The 20,777-nt window shown below is 54.6% G+C and carries 18 protein-coding genes; 17 read left to right on the top strand and 1 reads right to left on the bottom strand.

Annotated elements, in window-relative coordinates; all coding sequences use genetic code 11:
* Positions 1-35: 35 nt before the first annotated feature.
* The 16 genes from atpF (at position 36) to NKJ21_RS11155 (ending at position 18,493) form a co-directional block, all read left to right on the top strand.
* A complete protein-coding gene (gene atpF / locus NKJ21_RS11230; RefSeq protein WP_004107293.1) occupies positions 36-506 on the top strand; it encodes a F0F1 ATP synthase subunit B in 471 nt (156 codons plus the stop codon).
* Between the two features lie 14 nt (positions 507-520).
* Positions 521-1,054: a F0F1 ATP synthase subunit delta gene (atpH, locus tag NKJ21_RS11225; protein WP_004202307.1), complete on the top strand. Its 534-nt coding sequence runs from the start codon at positions 521-523 to the stop codon at positions 1,052-1,054.
* A gap of 12 nt (positions 1,055-1,066) precedes the next feature.
* A complete protein-coding gene (gene atpA, locus NKJ21_RS11220; RefSeq protein ID WP_012543303.1) occupies positions 1,067-2,608 on the top strand; it encodes a F0F1 ATP synthase subunit alpha in 1,542 nt (513 codons plus the stop codon).
* Positions 2,609-2,658: 50 nt separating this feature from the next.
* The gene (atpG, locus tag NKJ21_RS11215; RefSeq protein WP_008806722.1) at positions 2,659-3,522 is read left to right on the top strand and encodes a F0F1 ATP synthase subunit gamma; all 864 of its coding nucleotides are present in this window, start codon (positions 2,659-2,661) and stop codon (positions 3,520-3,522) included.
* A 26-nt stretch (positions 3,523-3,548) separates the two neighbouring features.
* Positions 3,549-4,931 (top strand): F0F1 ATP synthase subunit beta, encoded by a 1,383-nt coding sequence (gene atpD / locus NKJ21_RS11210; protein WP_008806723.1) that lies wholly within the window; start codon positions 3,549-3,551, stop codon positions 4,929-4,931.
* Positions 4,932-4,951: 20 nt separating this feature from the next.
* Positions 4,952-5,371, top strand: a complete 420-nt coding sequence (locus NKJ21_RS11205; RefSeq protein WP_008806724.1) for a F0F1 ATP synthase subunit epsilon — start codon at positions 4,952-4,954, stop codon at positions 5,369-5,371.
* A 693-nt stretch (positions 5,372-6,064) separates the two neighbouring features.
* Positions 6,065-7,435, top strand: a complete 1,371-nt coding sequence (gene glmU, locus NKJ21_RS11200) for a bifunctional UDP-N-acetylglucosamine diphosphorylase/glucosamine-1-phosphate N-acetyltransferase GlmU (protein ID WP_016162025.1) — start codon at positions 6,065-6,067, stop codon at positions 7,433-7,435.
* Between the two features lie 183 nt (positions 7,436-7,618).
* Positions 7,619-9,448 carry a glutamine--fructose-6-phosphate transaminase (isomerizing) gene (gene glmS / locus NKJ21_RS11195; RefSeq protein ID WP_008806727.1) on the top strand — a complete coding sequence of 610 codons (1,830 nt, stop codon included), beginning with the start codon at positions 7,619-7,621 and terminating at the stop codon, positions 9,446-9,448.
* 337 nt (positions 9,449-9,785) lie between these two features.
* Entirely contained in the window at positions 9,786-10,826 is a 1,041-nt protein-coding gene (gene pstS / locus NKJ21_RS11190; protein ID WP_012543307.1) for a phosphate ABC transporter substrate-binding protein PstS, read from the top strand.
* A gap of 128 nt (positions 10,827-10,954) precedes the next feature.
* On the top strand, positions 10,955-11,914 hold the full coding sequence (gene pstC / locus NKJ21_RS11185; RefSeq protein ID WP_004145004.1) for a phosphate ABC transporter permease PstC: 960 nt from the start codon (positions 10,955-10,957) through the stop codon (positions 11,912-11,914).
* Positions 11,914-12,804, top strand: a complete 891-nt coding sequence (gene pstA, locus NKJ21_RS11180; RefSeq protein WP_008806730.1) for a phosphate ABC transporter permease PstA — start codon at positions 11,914-11,916, stop codon at positions 12,802-12,804. The genes pstC and pstA overlap by 1 nt, the downstream gene beginning before the upstream one ends.
* A 47-nt stretch (positions 12,805-12,851) precedes the next feature.
* Positions 12,852-13,625 (top strand): phosphate ABC transporter ATP-binding protein PstB, encoded by a 774-nt coding sequence (gene pstB, locus NKJ21_RS11175; RefSeq protein WP_004145006.1) that lies wholly within the window; start codon positions 12,852-12,854, stop codon positions 13,623-13,625.
* A 50-nt stretch (positions 13,626-13,675) separates the two neighbouring features.
* Entirely contained in the window at positions 13,676-14,401 is a 726-nt protein-coding gene (phoU, locus tag NKJ21_RS11170; protein ID WP_004145007.1) for a phosphate signaling complex protein PhoU, read from the top strand.
* Between the two features lie 482 nt (positions 14,402-14,883).
* On the top strand, positions 14,884-16,518 hold the full coding sequence (locus tag NKJ21_RS11165) for a carbohydrate porin (protein WP_254732896.1): 1,635 nt from the start codon (positions 14,884-14,886) through the stop codon (positions 16,516-16,518).
* 38 nt (positions 16,519-16,556) lie between these two features.
* Positions 16,557-17,723, top strand: coding sequence for an alpha/beta hydrolase-fold protein (locus tag NKJ21_RS11160; protein WP_012969244.1), 1,167 nt, complete (start codon positions 16,557-16,559; stop codon positions 17,721-17,723).
* A 50-nt stretch (positions 17,724-17,773) separates the two neighbouring features.
* Complete coding sequence (locus NKJ21_RS11155; protein WP_008806733.1) at positions 17,774-18,493, top strand: glucosamine-6-phosphate deaminase; 720 nt, start codon at positions 17,774-17,776, stop codon at positions 18,491-18,493.
* Between the two features lie 79 nt (positions 18,494-18,572).
* Here the strand turns inward: NKJ21_RS11155 and yieH are convergent, their stop codons facing one another.
* A complete protein-coding gene (gene yieH, locus NKJ21_RS11150; protein ID WP_008806734.1) occupies positions 18,573-19,238 on the bottom strand; it encodes a 6-phosphogluconate phosphatase in 666 nt (221 codons plus the stop codon).
* A 170-nt stretch (positions 19,239-19,408) separates the two neighbouring features.
* Between yieH and NKJ21_RS11145 the strand changes: the two genes are divergently transcribed.
* Positions 19,409-20,746, top strand: coding sequence for an NCS2 family permease (locus NKJ21_RS11145; protein ID WP_008806735.1), 1,338 nt, complete (start codon positions 19,409-19,411; stop codon positions 20,744-20,746).
* Positions 20,747-20,777 lie beyond the last annotated feature (31 nt).

Raw genomic sequence — 20,777 nt, 5'->3', positions numbered from 1 at the left:
CTAAGCCACAGAGTTAATTAAAGAGGTATTGTGCTGTGAACATGAACGCAACAATCCTCGGCCAGGCCATCGCGTTTGTTATCTTCGTATGGTTCTGCATGAAGTACGTATGGCCGCCTTTAATGGCTGCCATCGAAAAACGCCAGAAAGAGATTTCTGACGGTTTAGCTTCTGCAGAACGCGCTAAGAAAGATTTGGACCTTGCACAGGCCAACGCGACCGACCAGCTGAAAAAAGCGAAAGCGGAAGCCCAGGTAATCATTGAGCAGGCGAACAAGCGTCGCTCTCAGATTCTGGACGAAGCTAAAGCTGAAGCAGAACAGGAACGCACCAAAATCGTTGCACAAGCGCAGGCTGAAATTGATGCTGAGCGTAAACGTGCACGTGAGGAGCTGCGTAAGCAGGTCGCTATCCTGGCTGTTGCTGGCGCCGAGAAGATCATCGAACGTTCCGTGGATGAAGCTGCTAACAGCGACATCGTGGATAAACTTGTCGCTGAACTGTAAGGAGGGAGGGGCTGATGTCTGAATTTGTAACGGTAGCTCGCCCCTACGCCAAAGCAGCTTTTGACTTTGCCGTCGAACACAACAGTGTTGAACGCTGGCAGGATATGCTGGCGTTTGCCGCCGAAGTGACCAAAAACGACCAAATGGCAGAGCTTCTCTCCGGTGCTTTGGCGCCGGAAACGCTCTCAGAAGCGTTTATCGCTATCTGCGGTGAGCAACTCGACGAAAACGGCCAGAACCTGATTAAGGTGATGGCGGAAAACAATCGTCTGAAAGTGCTCCCGGACGTTCTTGAGCAATTCATTCACCTGCGCGCGGCCAGTGAGGCCATCGCAGAGGTAGAAGTAATATCTGCCAACCAACTGAGTGATGAACAGCTTGCCAGGATCGTCAGCGCGATGGAAAAACGTCTGTCACGCAAAGTTAAGCTGAATTGCAAAATCGATAAGTCTGTTATGGCAGGTATTATCATCCGTGCGGGTGATATGGTCATTGATGGCAGCGTACGCGGCCGTCTTGATCGCCTTGCAGACGTCTTGCAGTCTTAAGGGGACTGGAGCATGCAACTGAATTCCACCGAAATCAGCGAACTGATCAAGCAGCGCATTGCTCAGTTCAATGTTGTGAGCGAAGCTCATAACGAAGGTACTATTGTTTCTGTAAGTGACGGTGTTATCCGCATCCACGGCCTTGCCGAATGTATGCAGGGTGAGATGATCTCCCTGCCGGGTAACCGTTACGCTATCGCATTGAACCTGGAGCGCGACTCCGTTGGTGCCGTGGTGATGGGTCCGTATGCTGACCTCGCCGAAGGCATGAAGGTTAAATGTACTGGCCGTATCCTGGAAGTTCCGGTTGGCCGTGGCCTGCTGGGCCGTGTGGTTAACACTCTGGGCGCGCCAATTGATGGTAAAGGTCCGCTGGAAAACGACGGTTTCTCCGCAGTAGAAGCGATCGCACCGGGCGTCATCGAACGTCAGTCCGTCGATCAGCCGGTACAGACCGGTTATAAATCCGTTGACGCCATGATCCCAATCGGTCGTGGTCAGCGTGAACTGATCATCGGCGACCGTCAGACCGGTAAAACTGCGCTGGCTATCGATGCCATCATCAACCAGCGTGATTCCGGTATCAAGTGCGTCTATGTTGCTATCGGCCAGAAAGCGTCCACCATTTCTAACGTGGTGCGTAAACTGGAAGAGCACGGCGCGCTGGCTAACACCATTGTGGTGGTAGCGACTGCATCCGAATCTGCTGCACTGCAATACCTGGCGCCATACGCCGGTTGCGCAATGGGCGAATACTTCCGCGACCGCGGTGAAGATGCGCTGATCATTTACGATGACCTGTCTAAACAGGCTGTTGCTTATCGTCAGATCTCCCTGCTGCTCCGTCGTCCGCCAGGACGTGAAGCCTTCCCGGGCGACGTATTCTACCTCCACTCTCGTCTGCTGGAGCGTGCTGCGCGTGTTAACGCCGAATACGTTGAAGCTTTCACCAAAGGTGAAGTGAAAGGGAAAACCGGTTCTCTGACCGCACTGCCGATTATCGAAACGCAGGCGGGTGACGTTTCCGCATTCGTTCCGACCAACGTAATCTCCATTACCGATGGTCAGATCTTCCTGGAAACCAACCTGTTTAACGCCGGTATTCGTCCTGCGGTTAACCCGGGTATCTCCGTATCCCGTGTTGGTGGTGCAGCGCAGACCAAGATCATGAAGAAACTGTCCGGTGGTATCCGTACCGCACTGGCGCAGTATCGTGAACTGGCAGCGTTCTCCCAGTTTGCATCCGACCTTGACGATGCAACCCGCAAACAGCTGGACCACGGTCAGAAAGTGACCGAGCTGCTGAAACAGAAACAGTATGCGCCGATGTCCGTCGCGCAGCAGTCTCTGGTTCTGTTCGCAGCAGAACGTGGTTACCTGGCTGATGTAGAACTGGCGAAAATCGGTAGCTTCGAAGCCGCTCTGCTGGCTTACGTCGACCGTGATCACGCTCCGCTGATGCAAGAGATTAACCAGTCCGGTGGCTATAACGACGAAATCGAAGGCAAGCTGAAAGGCATCCTCGATTCCTTCAAAGCAACCCAGTCCTGGTAACGTCTGGCGGTCTGTCTTAGGGCAGGCCGCAAGGCATTGAGGAGAAGCTCATGGCCGGCGCAAAAGAGATACGTAGTAAGATCGCAAGCGTCCAGAACACGCAAAAGATCACTAAAGCGATGGAGATGGTCGCCGCTTCCAAAATGCGTAAATCGCAGGAGCGTATGGCGGCCAGCCGTCCTTACGCAGATACTATGCGCAAAGTGATTGGTCACCTTGCGAACGGTAATCTGGAATATAAGCACCCTTACCTGGAAGAACGCGACGTTAAGCGCGTGGGCTACCTGGTGGTGTCGACCGACCGTGGTCTGTGCGGCGGCTTGAACATTAACCTGTTCAAGAAACTGCTGGCGGAAATGAAAGCATGGTCCGATAAAGGCGTTCAGTGCGACCTCGCAATGATCGGCTCTAAGGGCGTCTCTTTCTTTAACGCCGTTGGCGGTAACGTGGTTGCACAGGTGACCGGTATGGGGGATAACCCCTCCCTGTCCGAACTGATCGGCCCGGTAAAAGTGATGTTGCAGGCCTATGATGAAGGCCGTCTGGACAAGCTGTACGTTGTCAGCAACAAATTTATTAACACCATGTCTCAGGTTCCGACGATCACTCAGCTGCTGCCGTTACCGGCATCAGAAGACGCTGATCTGAAACGTAAATCCTGGGATTACCTGTACGAACCCGATCCGAAAGCGCTGCTGGATACCCTCCTGCGTCGTTATGTCGAATCTCAGGTCTATCAGGGCGTGGTAGAAAACCTGGCCAGCGAGCAGGCCGCACGTATGGTGGCGATGAAAGCCGCGACCGACAATGGCGGCAGCCTGATTAAAGAGCTGCAGTTGGTATACAACAAAGCTCGACAGGCCAGCATTACTCAGGAACTCACCGAGATCGTCGGTGGTGCATCCGCGGTATAACCAGGTTAATTCGTAGAGGATTCAAGATGGCTACTGGAAAAATTGTCCAGGTAATCGGCGCCGTAGTTGACGTCGAATTCCCTCAGGATGCCGTACCGCGCGTGTACGAAGCTCTTGAGGTGCAGAATGGTAAAGAAGTTCTGGTGCTGGAAGTTCAGCAGCAGCTCGGCGGCGGTATCGTTCGTACCATCGCCATGGGTTCTTCCGATGGTCTTCGCCGCGGTCTGGAAGTAAAAGACCTCGAGCACCCAATCGAAGTCCCGGTAGGTAAAGCAACACTGGGTCGTATCATGAACGTCCTGGGTCAGCCGGTCGACATGAAAGGCGACATCGGTGAAGAAGAGCGTTGGGCTATCCACCGCGCAGCACCTTCCTATGAAGAGCTCTCCAGCTCTCAGGAACTGCTGGAAACCGGTATCAAAGTTATCGACCTGATGTGTCCGTTCGCGAAGGGCGGTAAAGTTGGTCTGTTCGGTGGTGCGGGTGTAGGTAAAACTGTAAACATGATGGAGCTGATCCGTAACATCGCGATCGAGCACTCCGGTTACTCTGTGTTTGCGGGCGTCGGTGAGCGTACTCGTGAGGGTAACGACTTCTACCACGAAATGACCGACTCCAACGTTATCGATAAAGTATCCCTGGTGTACGGCCAGATGAACGAGCCGCCGGGAAACCGTCTGCGCGTTGCGCTGACCGGCCTGACCATGGCTGAGAAATTCCGTGACGAAGGTCGTGACGTTCTGCTGTTCGTCGATAACATCTATCGTTACACTCTGGCCGGTACTGAAGTATCCGCACTGCTGGGTCGTATGCCTTCAGCGGTAGGTTATCAGCCGACTCTGGCGGAAGAGATGGGCGTTCTGCAGGAACGTATCACCTCCACCAAAACCGGTTCTATCACCTCCGTACAGGCGGTATACGTACCGGCGGATGACTTAACTGACCCATCCCCAGCCACTACCTTTGCTCACTTAGATGCAACCGTAGTACTGAGCCGTCAGATCGCTTCCCTGGGTATTTACCCGGCCGTTGACCCGCTGGACTCCACCAGCCGTCAGCTGGATCCGCTGGTTGTTGGTCAGGAACACTACGACACCGCGCGTGGCGTTCAGTCCATCCTGCAGCGTTATCAGGAACTGAAAGATATCATCGCCATCCTCGGTATGGACGAACTGTCTGAAGAAGACAAACTGGTGGTAGCTCGCGCACGTAAGATCCAGCGCTTCCTGTCCCAGCCGTTCTTCGTAGCAGAAGTCTTTACCGGTTCTCCGGGCAAATACGTGGCGCTGAAAGACACTATCCGTGGCTTTAAAGGCATCATGGAAGGCGAATACGATCACCTGCCAGAGCAGGCGTTCTACATGGTCGGTTCCATCGACGAAGCCGTGGAAAAAGCCAAAAAACTTTAACGCCTTAATCGGAGGGTGATATGGCAATGACTTACCACCTGGACGTCGTCAGCGCAGAGTTACAAATGTTCTCTGGTCTGGTCGAAAAAATCCAGGTAACGGGTAGCGAAGGTGAACTGGGTATTTACCCGGGACACGCGCCGCTGCTCACCGCCATTAAGCCTGGTATGATTCGCATCGTTAAACAGCACGGTCATGAAGAGTTTATCTATCTGTCTGGCGGCATTCTTGAAGTGCAGCCTGGCAGCGTGACCGTTCTGGCGGATACCGCAATTCGCGGTCAGGACCTCGACGAAGCGCGAGCGCTGGAAGCGAAACGCAAAGCCGAAGAGCACATTAAGAGCTCCCATGGCGATGTGGATTACGCTCAGGCGTCTGCGGAACTGGCCAAAGCGATCGCTAAACTGCGCGTTATCGAGTTGACCAAAAAAGCGATGTAACACCGGCTTGAACGTAAAAAGCCAGTCTGGTTTCCAGGCTGGCTTTTTTTATGGCCAGCGGCTGGCGAGTGGATAAAGTGAAAACAGGATCCACCCTTAATTGTTATTGATTAGTTAAATGATGAGGCGTAGACTCTATTTTTGTGATGTATGTCACATAAAAGAGCGTTATCAACTGCACCTGCGTCAGGAAATCATCATGAAACTGTTCCATAAAATCATCGCCAAATTCAGCGTACTGAGCTTCTAAGCCACGCGCTATTCCCCGGCTTGCACGACGTATCGCCCATCAAAACGACAACACTGGCGGTGTGCAACCGGTAAATGAAGGTCACCTGACGGTGGCCTTTTGTATTTTATTGATGCCACCAATCACTTCAGCTCTCCCCTGCCTGCGGCTGATTTACACTCAGTCGGCTCATCTCCTGTTAATCTCCGCCAATAGGGCCGCGCTCTGCCGCTTTATTCAGGTGGCGAAAAAACAGCAAAAGCAGTGAGATAGTCAATGATTACCCTCCCCACCCCCCTTTTTCAGCGTTAAACTGATTTGCAGTGGTTAAAAATAGCGTCATAAAATGGTGTATAACCGCGGGCTTGGGCGTTTTCTCCACGTCTCGTTTTATGATGAAAAATATGTAGAAATTTCAACGTGAAAGGCTTTTACTTTCCGTTCTAACTACCGTCAGGATGAGTATGTCAAATAGTGCGATGAGCGTGGTTATCCTTGCCGCAGGCAAAGGGACCCGCATGTATTCCGATCTTCCTAAGGTGCTGCATACCCTGGCCGGGAAGCCAATGGTGCAGCATGTCATTGATGCCGCTAACGATTTAGGCGCATGTGCGGTGCATCTGGTGTACGGTCACGGTGGCGATCTGCTGCGTCAGACCCTCCATGAAGACAACCTGAACTGGGTGCTGCAGGCTGAGCAGCTCGGAACCGGACACGCTATGCAGCAGGCGGCACCCTTCTTCAATGATGATGAAGACATTCTGATGCTCTATGGCGACGTGCCGCTGATCTCGGTTGAGACGCTACAGCGCCTGCGCGCCGCGAAACCACTGGGTGGCATTGGTCTGCTGACGGTGAAGCTGGATGACCCAACGGGCTACGGCCGCATTACCCGTGAAAATGACCAGGTGACGGGCATCGTTGAGCACAAAGATGCCAGCGAGGCCCAGCGCCAGATCCAGGAAATCAACACCGGGATCCTGATCGCCGGCGGAGCAGACCTCAAGCGCTGGCTGGCGAAGCTCACCAATAACAACGCTCAGGGCGAATACTACATCACCGATATCATCGCCATGGCGTATCAGGAAGGGCGCGAGATCGTCGCGGTGCATCCGCAGCGCCTGAGCGAAGTCGAAGGCGTCAACAATCGCCTGCAGCTTGCGCGCCTGGAGCGCGTCTACCAGGCTGAGCAGGCAGAAAAATTACTGCTGGCGGGCGTGATGCTGCGCGATCCGGCGCGTTTCGATCTGCGCGGTACGCTGCAGCACGGGCGCGATGTGGAGATCGATACTAACGTTATTCTGGAAGGCAATGTGGTGCTGGGCGATCGTGTGAAAATCGGCGCCGGCTGCGTGATCAAAAACAGCACCATCGGCGATGACTGCGAAATTAGCCCCTATAGCGTGGTGGAAGATGCCCAGCTGCAGGCTGCCTGCACCATCGGCCCATTTGCCCGTCTGCGTCCAGGCGCCGAACTGCTGGAAGGCGCCCACGTTGGCAACTTCGTGGAAATGAAAAAAGCGCGTCTCGGGAAAGGCTCCAAGGCGGGTCATCTGACCTATCTGGGCGATGCGGAGATCGGTGATAACGTCAATATCGGCGCGGGCACCATCACCTGCAACTACGATGGTGCGAACAAGCATAAAACGATTATTGGCGATGATGTCTTTGTCGGCTCGGATACCCAGTTGGTGGCGCCCGTCACGGTAGGCAACGGCGTCACTATCGCCGCCGGGACCACCGTCACGCGCAATATCGCCGATAACGAACTGGTGTTGAGCCGCGTACCGCAGGTCCACAAACAGGGCTGGCAGCGTCCGGTGAAGAAGAAATAATTTGGATTATCGCCGGGGAAATATGCCCGGCGAACCAGGATGAGAGGGTCAATATAGACCCCCGTCCGCAGGCAGTACCATAACAATAACCCCACTCTCTACAAGGCTCGGGGCGCCCGGAAAACGGGCAAATACAGGTCAGCGACAACGCATGGCATATCGCCATTATCAGGAAATTTAACTATGTGTGGAATTGTTGGCGCAGTCGCGCAGCGTGATATTGCTGAAATCCTTCTCGAAGGTTTACGTCGTCTGGAATACCGTGGGTATGACTCTGCCGGTCTGGCGGTGGTCGACAGCGAAGGTCATATGACCCGCGTGCGTCGCCTGGGTAAAGTTCAGATGCTGGCTCAGGCGGTAGAAGAGCAGCCGTTACATGGTGGTACCGGGATCGCCCATACTCGCTGGGCGACGCACGGCGAACCGTCCGAGAGCAATGCGCATCCGCATGTTTCTGAACACATTGTGGTGGTCCATAACGGGATCATTGAGAACCATGAGCCGCTGCGTGCCCTGCTGCAGTCTCGCGGCTATGTCTTCGTCACCGAGACCGATACCGAAGTTATCGCCCATCTGGTGCACTGGGAGCTGGAACAAGGTGGTACCTTGCGTGAAGCCGTGCTGCGCGCTATTCCACAGCTGCGCGGCGCCTACGGTACGGTGATCATGGATACCCGTGACCCGGGAACCCTGCTGGCGGCTCGCTCCGGTAGCCCGCTGGTGATTGGCCTGGGAATGGGCGAAAACTTTATCGCTTCCGACCAGCTGGCATTGCTGCCAGTGACCCGCCGCTTTATCTTCCTCGAAGAGGGCGATATTGCCGAAGTCACTCGCCGCTCGGTGGTGATTTTCGATAAATCTGGCGCGGAAGTGAAACGCCAGGAGATCGAATCCAATCTGCAGTATGACGCTGGCGATAAAGGTATCTACCGCCACTATATGCAGAAAGAGATTTTCGAGCAGCCGAACGCGATTAAGAACACCCTGACCGGGCGCATCAGCCATGGCGAAGTGGATCTCAGCGAGCTGGGGCCGAACGCCAATGAAATGCTGGCTCAGGTTGAACATATTCAGATTGTTGCCTGCGGGACTTCCTATAACTCCGGGATGGTCTCCCGTTACTGGTTCGAAGCATTAGCTGGCGTCCCGTGCGATGTAGAAATCGCCTCGGAATTCCGCTATCGCAAGTCCGCGGTGCGTCGCAATAGCCTGATGATCACCCTCTCCCAGTCGGGTGAAACCGCCGATACCCTGGCGGCGCTGCGTCTGTCGAAAGAGCTGGGCTATCTCGGCTCGCTGGCTATCTGCAACGTACCGGGCTCGTCACTGGTGCGTGAGTCCGATCTGGCGCTGATGACCAAAGCCGGAACGGAAATCGGCGTGGCCTCGACCAAAGCCTTTACCACTCAGCTAACCGTGCTGTTGATGCTGGTGGCGAAGCTGGCGCGACTGAAAGGTCAGGATGCGTCTATCGAGCATGATATCGTGCACGGCCTTCAGGCCCTGCCGAACCGTATTGAGCAGATGCTCTCCCAGGACAAGCGTATTGAGCAGCTGGCGGAGCGTTTCTCTGATAAGCACCATGCGCTGTTCCTTGGCCGCGGCGATCAGTACCCGATCGCCATGGAAGGGGCGCTGAAGCTGAAAGAGATCTCCTACATTCACGCGGAAGCCTATGCGGCGGGCGAGCTTAAGCACGGCCCGCTGGCGCTGATTGATGCGGAAATGCCGGTGATTGTGGTGGCGCCGAACAACGAGTTGCTGGAAAAACTGAAATCCAACATCGAAGAGGTTCGTGCCCGCGGCGGTGAGCTGTATGTCTTCGCCGACGGTGAAGCCGGCTTCAACGGTAGCGACAACATGCACATCATCGAGATGCCGCATGTCGAAGAGACGATCGCCCCTATCTTCTATACGGTACCGCTGCAGCTGTTGGCTTATCACGTCGCGCTGATCAAAGGCACTGACGTTGACCAGCCGCGTAACCTGGCGAAATCGGTAACGGTTGAGTAAAACCATCATTACTTGCAAAGGGCTGCCGGCGGCGGCCCTTTTTATTTTCACCTGCTGTTTATTACCGAACTTGCGCGAAATATTTTGGCTGGCGGTAGGTGACAAACGAACGTTTTGCGGTCCGATTTCGCTGTCATAAAAAGAAAATTATTCTGTCATTGCACGGTCATGATTACAGATAACTATCTGAGTTATATATTTATTATTTGCTGTAAAATCCCTTCTTTCTGCCTGTCATAAAACTGTCATAATTAGTACATTTTACTGTCACCTCTTTGACCTATTTTGCTCACCATAGCCTCGAAACAATGATTTACGAATCCCAGCAGGAGACATTATGAACGTTATGCGTACCACCGTCGCAACAGTTGTCGCCGCGACCTTATCGATGAGCGCTTTCTCTGCCTTCGCAGCAGCAAGCCTGACTGGCGCAGGCGCAACTTTCCCTGCGCCGGTGTATGCCAAATGGGCTGACACCTATCAGAAAGAAACCGGCAATAAAGTGAACTACCAGGGTATTGGTTCCTCTGGTGGCGTTAAGCAGATTATTGCCAACACCGTTGATTTCGGTGCTTCTGATGCTCCGCTGGCTGATGACAAACTGACCCAGGAAGGTCTGTTCCAGTTCCCGACCGTGATTGGCGGCGTGGTACTGGCGGTTAACCTGCCTGGCGTGAAATCCGGCGAACTGGTGCTGGATGGCAAAACCCTCGGTGATATCTACCTGGGTAAAATTAAAAAATGGGATGACGCAGCGATCGCTAAACTCAACCCGGGCCTGAAGCTGCCGTCGCAGAACATCGCCGTGGTCCGCCGCGCCGATGGTTCCGGTACCTCCTTCGTCTTCACCAGCTACCTGTCCAAAGTGAATGAAGAGTGGAAATCGAAAATCGGCGCCGGCTCTACCGTTAACTGGCCAACCGGCCTGGGCGGTAAAGGCAACGACGGTATCGCCGCCTTTGTTCAGCGTCTGCCGGGCTCGATTGGTTACGTTGAATACGCTTACGCCAAGCAAAACAACCTCGCGTATACCAAGCTGGTCTCTGCCGACGGCAAGCCGGTTAGCCCGACTGAAGACAACTTCGCTAACGCCGCAAAAGGCGTTGACTGGAGCAAGTCTTTCGCTCAGGACCTGACCAACCAGAAAGGCGAAAATGCATGGCCGATCACCTCAACCACCTTCATCCTGGTGCATAAGGCGACCAACAAGCCGGAACAGACCGCTGAAGTGCTGAAGTTCTTCGACTGGGCGTATAAAAACGGCGGGAAAGAAGCGAATGCGCTGGATTACGCGACGCTGCCGGAAAGCGTGGTAGAGCAGGTTCGCGCGGCATGGAAAACCAACGTCAAAGACAGCAGCGGTAAAGCGCTGTACTAACAGTAGATTTTTGACGAAGATGGCGGGGGCGTTCAGGCGCTGCCCGCCCTACGGTTCAGACTGTAGGCCCGGGAGCGAACGCCACCGGGCATTTATTCGAACAAGTTTTAATACGTAAAGAGTAATCTATGGCTGCAACCAAGCCTGCATTTACCCCTCCGGGGAAAAAGGGTGACATGATTTTCAGTGCGCTGGTAAAACTGGCTGCGCTGATTGTGCTATTGATGCTGGGCGGCATCATCGTTTCCCTGATCATCTCTTCCTGGCCGAGCATTCAAAAGTTTGGCTTTGCTTTTTTGTGGACCAAAGAGTGGGATGCGCCCAACGAAATCTTCGGCGCGCTGGTACCGATTTACGGAACCCTGGTGACCTCCTTTATCGCGCTGCTGATCGCCGTCCCAGTGAGCTTTGGCATCGCGCTGTTTCTGACCGAACTGTCCCCCGCCTGGCTCAAGCGTCCGCTGGGCATTGCGATTGAGCTGCTGGCGGCAATCCCGAGTATCGTGTACGGCATGTGGGGCCTGTTTATTTTCGCCCCGCTGTTTGCGACTTACTTCCAGGAGCCGGTCGGTAACGTCCTGTCGACCATCCCGTTCGTCGGCGCGCTGTTTGCCGGCCCGGCGTTTGGTATCGGTATTCTCGCCGCTGGCGTCATTCTGGCCATCATGATCATCCCTTATATCGCCGCGGTCATGCGTGATGTTTTCGAACAGACGCCGGTGATGATGAAAGAGTCGGCCTATGGCATCGGCTGCACCACCTGGGAGGTGATCTGGCGCATTGTCTTACCGTTCACCAAGAATGGGGTGATCGGCGGGGTGATGCTCGGTCTGGGCCGCGCGCTGGGTGAAACCATGGCGGTAACTTTTATTATCGGCAACACCTACCAGCTCGACAGCATCTCGTTGTATATGCCAGGGAATAGTATTACCTCCGCGCTGGCTAATGAGTTCGCCGAAGCGGAAACCGGCCTGCACGTGGCGGCGCTGATGGAGCTGGGCCTGATCCTGTTCGTTATCACCTTTATCGTTCTGGCCGCGTCTAAGTTCATGATTATGCGCCTCGCGAAGAATGAGGGGGCACGCTAATGGCGACCATTGAATTGCAAACCTCTACCGAGCTGGCGGAGTCCCGTCGCAAGATGCAGGCCAAACGTCGTATGAAGAACCGTATCGCTCTGGCGCTGTCGATGGCGACCATGGCGTTTGGTTTGTTCTGGCTTATCTGGATCCTGATGGCGACGATAACCCGCGGTTTCGATGGCATGAGTCTGGCGCTCTTCACCGAAATGACGCCGCCGCCGAATACGGCGGGCGGTGGCCTGGCTAACGCCCTCGCCGGCAGCGGCCTGCTGATCCTGTGGGCAACCGTCTTTGGTACGCCGCTGGGTATCCTTGCCGGAATTTATCTGGCGGAGTATGGCCGCAAATCGGTGCTGGCGGAAATCATCCGTTTTATCAACGATATTCTGCTTTCCGCGCCGTCTATCGTGGTCGGCCTGTTTGTCTACACCATCGTGGTGGCGCAGATGCAGCACTTCTCGGGCTGGGCGGGCGTTATCGCGCTGGCGCTGCTGCAGGTGCCTATCGTTATTCGTACCACCGAAAACATGCTGAAGCTGGTGCCGGATAGCCTGCGTGAAGCGGCCTATGCGCTGGGGACGCCGAAGTGGAAGATGATCTCGGCGATCACCCTGAAAGCGTCCGTCTCAGGGATTATGACCGGGATCCTGCTGGCTATCGCCCGTATCGCCGGGGAAACGGCGCCGCTGCTGTTCACTGCGCTGTCCAACCAGTTCTGGAGCACCGACATGATGCAGCCGATTGCTAACCTGCCGGTGACCATTTTCAAATTTGCCATGAGTCCGTTTGCGGAGTGGCAGCAACTGGCATGGGCCGGGGTATTGATTATCACCCTGTGCGTCTTGCTGCTGAACATCCTGGCGCGCGTTATCTTCGCCAAGAAGAAACACGGTTAATTTTTTGCGGCGCAGCGAATGCTGCGCTGAATGAGGAAGAGATAGAGATGAGTATGGTGAATACAGCTCCGGGTAAGATTTCAGTTCGTAACCTGAACTTCTACTACGGCAAATTCCATGCCCTGAAGAACATCAACCTGGATATCACCAAAAACCAGGTGACGGCGTTTATCGGTCCGTCAGGCTGTGGTAAATCCACCCTGCTGCGCACGTTCAACAAAATGTTCGAACTGTATCCGGAGCAGCGCGCGGAAGGCGAGATCCTGCTGGATGGCGACAACATTCTGACCAACACCCAGGATATCGCCCTGCTGCGCGCTAAGGTTGGCATGGTGTTCCAGAAACCAACGCCGTTCCCGATGTCCATTTATGACAATATCGCCTTCGGCGTGCGCCTGTTTGAAAAGCTGTCCCGTGCCGATATGGACGAGCGCGTGCAGTGGGCGCTGACCAAAGCCGCATTATGGAACGAAACCAAAGATAAACTGCACCAGAGCGGGTATTCTCTCTCCGGGGGTCAGCAGCAGCGTCTGTGCATCGCGCGCGGTATCGCGATCCGCCCGGAAGTGCTGCTGCTTGATGAGCCGTGCTCCGCGCTGGACCCGATCTCCACCGGGCGTATCGAAGAGCTGATCACCGAGCTGAAACAGGACTACACCGTCGTTATCGTGACTCACAACATGCAGCAGGCTGCGCGTTGCTCCGACCATACGGCATTTATGTATCTTGGCGAGCTGATTGAGTTCAGCAACACGGACGACCTGTTCACCAAGCCCGCAAAGAAACAAACTGAAGATTATATTACTGGCCGCTACGGTTGATTTGCCCTTGTGCTTTCAGGCTCTCACCAGTTGGGCAATCAGGAGACACCATGGACAACCTAAATCTTAACAAACATATTTCCGGCCAGTTCAACGCTGAACTGGAGTATATCCGCACCCAGGTGATGACCATGGGTGGGCTGGTGGAGCAACAGCTTTCTGATGCGATCACCGCCATGCATAACCAGGACAGCGATCTGGCGAAACGCGTCATCGACGGCGACAAGCAGGTCAACATGATGGAAGTGGCGATCGACGAGGCCTGCGTGCGCATCATCGCCAAGCGCCAGCCGACCGCCAGCGACCTGCGCCTGGTGATGGCGATCATCAAGACTATCGCTGAGCTGGAACGCATCGGCGACGTGGCGGATAAAATCTGCCGCACCGCGCTGGAGAAGTTTTCCCAGCAGCACCAGCCGCTGCTGGTGAGCCTCGAATCGCTGGGCCGTCACACGGTGCAGATGCTGCATGACGTACTGGATGCGTTTGCGCGTATGGATCTCGACGAAGCGGTACGTATCTATCGCGAAGATAAAAAAGTCGACCAGGAGTATGAAGGCATCGTACGCCAGCTGATGACCTACATGATGGAAGACTCGCGCACTATCCCCAGCGTCCTGACCGCGCTGTTCTGCGCGCGCTCCATCGAGCGTATTGGCGACCGCTGCCAGAATATCTGCGAATATATTTTCTACTTCGTCAAAGGTCAGGATTTCCGTCACGTTGGCGGCGATGAGCTGGATAAACTGCTCGCCGGCAAAGATCCGAAAGAGTAATAATCATTCTGTCTAATTCTGGTAAATGGCTTTATCAGAATTAGATATGATTTATCTCGTGGCAGCGAGATTGCTGAGATTATCGTCACAATTAACAATCTGCCCGTTTGAGTTATTCATTTTATCGCGTAACAATCAACGCCCACTCCTGAGCTTAAACGCTCAGGGTGGTTTAAACGGATTGTGACTGCGACAGCAGGCAAAACCTGATATTGCCCCTACGGCGGCGGTATCAGGTTTTTTTGTTTTATGCGGGCCAATAATGGCTGAATGAGGGTTGCTACCGCGATGTGCGGGCAAAACCTGAAGAGGATTATCTGTTAAGGCAGATGGTCTTCTTCAGGTTTTTTTTTGCTTTTGTCTAACTGCAAAAATAACAGCCGCCGCGACCTCAAACGGTATGGATAGGGCTATTAGAACCTGCGCGGGATGGTTGTTGCTGTCGTGTTTTATTTACGCCAATGCTTATATAAAGGAATATTATGATGAGAAAAAACAGGATCGCTTCGGCGATAGTCTTGCTGGCGCCTCTTTGTTATTCCACCACTCTGATAGCAAGCCCGTTGACGGTGGAGCAACGACTTGAGCTGCTGGAGAAAGCGCTCAAAGACACGCAAAAAGAGCTCAAAAAATATCAGGACCAGGAGAGAAAAAGAGACCAGATTTGGGCCTCATGGTCTCCTCCTGCGGAAGGTCAGAAGCGTAAGACAGGGGTGGCGGCCGCCGGTCCGAAAACGGCGGTTAAACCGGATGCGGTGCTGGTTAAAAATCAACAACCTGCCACGGATGGCGCGCCAGCCTACAGCGCGATGACGCTGAAAGATTTTAGCACGTTCGTGAAAGATGAAATTGGCTTCAGCTATAACGGCTACTTCCGTTCCGGCTGGGGCACCGCCTCGCACGGCTCGCCAAAATCGTGGGCGATCGGTTCGCTTGGCCGCCTGGGCAATGAATATTCCGGCTGGTTCGATCTGCAGCTGAAGCAGCGGGTGTTTCAGGAAGGTGATAAACGCGTTGATGCCATCGTGATGCTCGACGGGAACGTCGGCCAGCAGTACTCCTCAGGCTGGTTTGGTGACAATGCCGGCGGCGAAAACTACATCCAGTTCTCGGATATGTACGTTAACACCAAAGGGTTCCTGCCGTTTGCCCCGGAAGCCGATTTCTGGGTCGGCAAACACGGGGCGCCAAAAATCGAAATCCAGATGCTGGACTGGAAAACGCAGAGAACCGATGCGGCGGCCGGCGTGGGGCTGGAAAACTGGCAGGTGGGCGCCGGGAAATTCGATATCGCATTGGTCCGCGAAGATGTCGATGATTACGATCGTTCTTTGAGCAATAAGCAGCAAATTAACACCAATACTCTGGACGTTCGCTACAAAGAGATTCCGCTGTGGGATAAAGCCAGCCTGATGGTCAGCGGACGCTATGTCGCCGCGAATCAAAGTTCCTCAGAGAAATATAAAGAGGGCAATGAAGGTTATTATCCGTGGAAAGATACCTGGATGGCAGGCACTTCGTTAACACAGAAATGGGCAAACGGCGGCTTTAATGAATTCTCTTTCTTACTGGCGAATAATTCTATTGCCAGCAGCTTCTCGCGCTATACCGGATCCAGCCCCTATACCACCTTTAACGGCCGCTATTATGGCGATCATACCAATGGCACCGCCGTGCGCTTAACCTCGCAGGGGGAAACCTATTTACGCGATGACGTTATTATGGCGAATGCCATCGTCTACTCCTTTGGTAACGATGTCTATAGCTACGAAACCGGGGCCCACTCCGATTTTGAATCCATTCGCACGGTCCTGCGACCGGCTTATATCTGGGATAAATATAACCAGACCGGCGTTGAGCTGGGATACTTCAAACAGCAAAACAAAGATGTTACCGGCAAGAAATATAACGAGTCCGGCTACAAGACCACGCTGTTCCATACCTTCAAAGTCAATACCAGTATGCTGACCTCGCGCCCGGAAATTCGCTTCTATGCCACCTATATTAAAGCGAAGGATATCGACCTGGATAAGGCAGCGAATAATACCACCAGCATTTTTGAAGACGGTAAAAACGATCAGTTTGCCGTGGGGGCGCAGGCGGAAATCTGGTGGTAAGACGATAACAGAACGGACACAACGGAAGAGGACTAACGATGAAACGACATGCAATGTATTTCGCACTGGCGCTGGCGGGCGCGGCATTTACCCTCCAGGCGGCGCCATTACCCGCGATGCCGGATCCCACCCTGCCGGTGAGCCACTTTATTACCCAGGTTAACGCGGATAAGAGTATCACTTATCGCCTGTTTGCTCCTGATGCCCGGCGGGTGTCGGTAGTGACCGGCGCCACGCCGGACTCCTTTGTCTCACACGACATGACCAAAGAGGCTCAGGGGGTGTGGACATGGAAAAGTGAGCCGATGAAACCCAATCTCTATGAATACTATTTCGATGTGGATGGCTTCCGCTCGGTGGATACCGGCAGCCGCTATCAGAAGCCGCAGCGCCAGGTGAATACCAGTTTGATTCTGGTACCTGGTAGTATTCTCGACGATCGGGCGGTCGCGCATGGCGATCTGCGCACCCTCACCTATCACTCGAAGGCACTGAACGCCGAACGTCGTCTCTATGTCTGGACGCCGCCGGGCTATAGCGGAACCGGCGATCCGCTGCCGGTGCTCTATTTCTATCATGGCTTTGGCGACAGCGGTCTGTCGGCCATCGATCAGGGGCGTATCCCGCAGATCATGGATAACCTGCTGGCGGAGGGCAAAATCAAGCCGATGCTGGTGGTGGTCCCGGATACCGAAACCGATACCCCGGAAGCGATAGCGGAAAACTTTCCGCCGCAGGAGCGGCGCAAAAACTTCTATCCGCTCAATGCGCAGGCGGCGGATAACGAGTTGATGCAGGATATCATTCCGCTGATCGATACCCGGTTTAACGTGCGTAAAGATGCCGACGGCCGGGCGCTGGCTGGCCTGTCACAGGGCGGTTATCAGGCGCTGGTTTCCGGAATGAACCATCTGGATAGCTTTGGCTGGCTCGCCACCTTTAGCGGCGTCACGACCACGACAGTGCCGAATGCCGGCGTGGAAGCGCAGCTGAAGCAGCCTGACGCGATCAATAAGCAGCTGCGCAACTTTACCGTGGTCGTCGGGGAAAAAGATTCCGTCACCGGCAACGATATCGCGGGTCTGAAACGCGAGCTGGAAAAACAGAAGATCAACTTCGACTATCACTCGTATCCTGGCCTGAACCATGAAATGGACGTCTGGCGCCCGGCCTACGCCGAGTTTGTGCAGAAACTGTTTAAATAACCGTTAGGGGGGCCTTCAGCCCCCGTTTTGTGCTTGTGAAGGACGACAAGATGAAAATGATTGTGACCGAAGATTATGAAGAGATGAGCCTGGTCGCCAGCCATCATGTTCTGGGCTATATCACGGCACCGCGGCGGGTGAATCTCGCCGTGACGGCCGGCAGTACGCCAAAGCGGATGTATGAGCATCTAACCGCCGCCGTGAAAGGCAAAGCATTCTATGATCGGGTGCACTATTACAACTTCGATGAGATCCCCTTTCGCGGCCAGTCGCGAGAAGGCGTCACGATATCTAATCTGCGCCAGCTGTTTTTTACCCCGGCGCAGATCAAAGAAGAGAACATTCACAAGCTGACGCTGGACAACGCCGCTCAGCACGATCGCCAGCTGGAAGAGGCTGGCGGCCTTGATCTGATGGTGCTGGGGCTGGGGGCTGACGGCCATTTTTGCGGCAACCTGCCGAATACCACCCGCTTTCATGATCAGACGGTCGAAGTGCCGATTCATGGGGAAATGATTGGTATTGTCGCTAACGGCGAGATGGGCGGGGATTTTTCCGTCGTGCCCGATAGCTATGTCACCATGGGGCCGAGAAGCGTGATGGCGGCAAAAAATCTGCTGTTGATCGTGAGCGGCGCGGCGAAGGCGCAAGCCCTTAAGCAGGTGGTTGAAGGCCCGGTCAGCGAGCAGGTGCCGGCGTCGGTGCTCAAATTACACCCTTCACTGGTGATTATTGCCGATAAAGCGGCAGTCACTGAATTGCAGCCATAACCAGTCGCTGATTCTATTCCCCGCTTGCACAGACGCTTAGCGGGGCTACATCGATGCCAACGTGCCGCTCACCAGGCCCTTAACGCGTGATATCCCAGCCGCGCGCTTGCCACAATGCCGGCAGCTCTGCCAGATCGGTAAAGGTCGTCACTTTGGGATGATCGATCGGCTGGTTATGCGGATCGGCGCAGAAATAAAACACCTCCATGCCGGCGGCAATCCCCGACTGAGCACCGGCGCTGGAGTCATCCACCAGGATACAGTTTTCGGCTTTTACCTGCATGGCCTCTGCCGCATGAAACATCAGCGCCGGGTCAGGCTTCCAGCGCTGAATATCATAGCCGCTGTACAAGCGGTCAGCGAAATGGTGCAGCAGGCCGGTGCGGCCAAGAGAGTGCTGCATTTTACTGACCGGGCCATTGGAAACCACGCACATCGGGACGCTTACCGCATCCAGCAGCGCCTGGGCTCCGGCAATCACCTCCAGTTCGCTATCAAACAGGCGAGCGACCTCCGCACGGTAAATTGGCTCCAGCGTCGCTTTTTGCAGGTTAACGCCATGCTCAGCGTTGATGGTGTCGATAATTTCGTACAGCTTCACCCCTTTGAAGCGCTTAAAAATCTCGGCAAGGTCCAGCGTAATGCCGAATTCCTGGAACATGTGAACGTAGGCGCGGGAGCAAATCACCTCACTGTCGACCAGTGTGCCGTCACAGTCAAAAAATACTGCTTCTGGTTGAGTCATAGTCTTTCCGTATTAACAAGTTTAACGTTTTCGTCATGCCCAATGCCGCGACGCAATCGTTGCCGTATAAGCAAAATAAATGAAAAAAATTACCATACAACTGCGCCGGGTGCCCTGTTTTGGTATAGGATAGCCTCGAATTTTCCCTCCTTTACGTTCGGAAACCGATAATGAGTCAACAACAAACCAGCCAGTCTTCTGGCCAGGGTCTGCTGGAGCGCGTATTTAAGCTGCGCGAGCACGGCACCACAGTGCGTACGGAAGCGATCGCCGGTTTCACCACGTTCCTGACGATGGTGTATATCGTTTTTGTTAACCCACAAATTCTTGGCGTAGCGGGCATGGATACCAGCGCCGTGTTTGTGACTACCTGTCTGATTGCTGCGTTCGGCAGTATCCTGATGGGCCTGTTCGCGAACCTGCCGGTGGCTCTTGCGCCGGCGATGGGTCTGAACGCCTTCTTCGCCTTTGTGGTGGTGCAGGCGATGGGCCTGCCGTGGCAGGTAGGCATGGGCGCGATTTTCTGGGGCGCCGTCGGCCTGCTGCTGCTGACGATTTTCCGTGTACGCTACTGGATGATCGCCAATATTCCGGTGAGCCTGCGCGTCGGTATCACCAGCGGTATCGGCCTGTTTATCGGCATGATGGGTCTGAAAAATGCCGGGGTTATCGTCGCTAATCCGGAAACGCTGGTCAGCATTGGTCATCTGACCTCCCACAGTGTGCTGCTGGGCATACTGGGCTTCTTTATCATCGCGATTCTGGCATCACGTAACATTCATGCCGCGGTCCTGGTGTCTATTGTGGTCACCACCCTACTGGGCTGGATGCTGGGCGATGTGCACTACACCGGCATCGTCTCCGCGCCGCCGAGCGTGACGTCGGTGATTGGTCATGTCGATCTGGCTGGCTCCCTGAACCTGGGCCTGGCCGGCGTGATCTTCTCGTTTATGCTGGTCAACCTGTTTGACTCCTCCGGGACGCTGATTGGCGTCACCGATAAAGCGGGTCTGGCTGATGCACAGGGTAAATTCCCGCGCATGAAGCAAGCGCTGTTTGTCGACAGCGTCTCGTCCGTTGCCGGTTCCTTTATTGGTACCTCTTCGGTGACCGCCTATATCGAATCCTCCTCCGGCGTTTCCGTGGGCGGACGCACCGGCCTGACCGCCGTTGTCGTTGGGATCCTGTTCCTGCTGGTTATCTTCCTGTCACCGTTGGCAGGGATGGTTCCGGCCTATGCCGCCGCCGGCGCGCTGATTTACGTTGGCGTACTGATGACCTCAAGCCTGGCGCGCGTGAAGTGGGATGACCTGACGGAAGCGGTACCGGCGTTTATCACCGCGGTGATGATGCCGTTTAGCTTCTCAATCACCGAAGGTATCGCCTTAGGCTTTATCTCTTACTGCGTGATGAAGATCGGTACCGGCCGTCTGCGCGAGCTCAGCCCGTGCGTGATTATCGTCTCGCTGCTGTTCGTGCTGAAAATTGTCTTTATCGATGCACATTAATCCGCACGCATGATGAAAAAGCCCGGCATCG

It is taken from the genome of Klebsiella sp. SWET4 (assembly GCF_024296565.1).
GTDB classification, from domain to species: domain Bacteria; phylum Pseudomonadota; class Gammaproteobacteria; order Enterobacterales; family Enterobacteriaceae; genus Klebsiella; species Klebsiella variicola.
The sequence above is the reverse complement of the archived record's forward strand: the minus strand, read 5'-3'. Positions and strand labels throughout refer to the sequence as shown.

Coding starts and splice junctions, on each gene's coding strand:
- atpH (WP_004202307.1), top strand. CDS start 521: ATGTCTGAATTTGTAACGGTAGCTCGCCCCTACGCCAAAGCAGCTTTT.
- atpA (WP_012543303.1), top strand. CDS start 1,067: ATGCAACTGAATTCCACCGAAATCAGCGAACTGATCAAGCAGCGCATT.
- atpG (WP_008806722.1), top strand. CDS start 2,659: ATGGCCGGCGCAAAAGAGATACGTAGTAAGATCGCAAGCGTCCAGAAC.
- atpD (WP_008806723.1), top strand. CDS start 3,549: ATGGCTACTGGAAAAATTGTCCAGGTAATCGGCGCCGTAGTTGACGTC.
- NKJ21_RS11205 (WP_008806724.1), top strand. CDS start 4,952: ATGGCAATGACTTACCACCTGGACGTCGTCAGCGCAGAGTTACAAATG.
- glmU (WP_016162025.1), top strand. CDS start 6,065: ATGTCAAATAGTGCGATGAGCGTGGTTATCCTTGCCGCAGGCAAAGGG.
- glmS (WP_008806727.1), top strand. CDS start 7,619: ATGTGTGGAATTGTTGGCGCAGTCGCGCAGCGTGATATTGCTGAAATC.
- pstS (WP_012543307.1), top strand. CDS start 9,786: ATGAACGTTATGCGTACCACCGTCGCAACAGTTGTCGCCGCGACCTTA.
- pstC (WP_004145004.1), top strand. CDS start 10,955: ATGGCTGCAACCAAGCCTGCATTTACCCCTCCGGGGAAAAAGGGTGAC.
- pstA (WP_008806730.1), top strand. CDS start 11,914: ATGGCGACCATTGAATTGCAAACCTCTACCGAGCTGGCGGAGTCCCGT.
- pstB (WP_004145006.1), top strand. CDS start 12,852: ATGAGTATGGTGAATACAGCTCCGGGTAAGATTTCAGTTCGTAACCTG.
- phoU (WP_004145007.1), top strand. CDS start 13,676: ATGGACAACCTAAATCTTAACAAACATATTTCCGGCCAGTTCAACGCT.
- NKJ21_RS11165 (WP_254732896.1), top strand. CDS start 14,884: ATGATGAGAAAAAACAGGATCGCTTCGGCGATAGTCTTGCTGGCGCCT.
- NKJ21_RS11160 (WP_012969244.1), top strand. CDS start 16,557: ATGAAACGACATGCAATGTATTTCGCACTGGCGCTGGCGGGCGCGGCA.
- NKJ21_RS11155 (WP_008806733.1), top strand. CDS start 17,774: ATGAAAATGATTGTGACCGAAGATTATGAAGAGATGAGCCTGGTCGCC.
- yieH (WP_008806734.1), bottom strand. CDS start 19,238: ATGACTCAACCAGAAGCAGTATTTTTTGACTGTGACGGCACACTGGTC.
- NKJ21_RS11145 (WP_008806735.1), top strand. CDS start 19,409: ATGAGTCAACAACAAACCAGCCAGTCTTCTGGCCAGGGTCTGCTGGAG.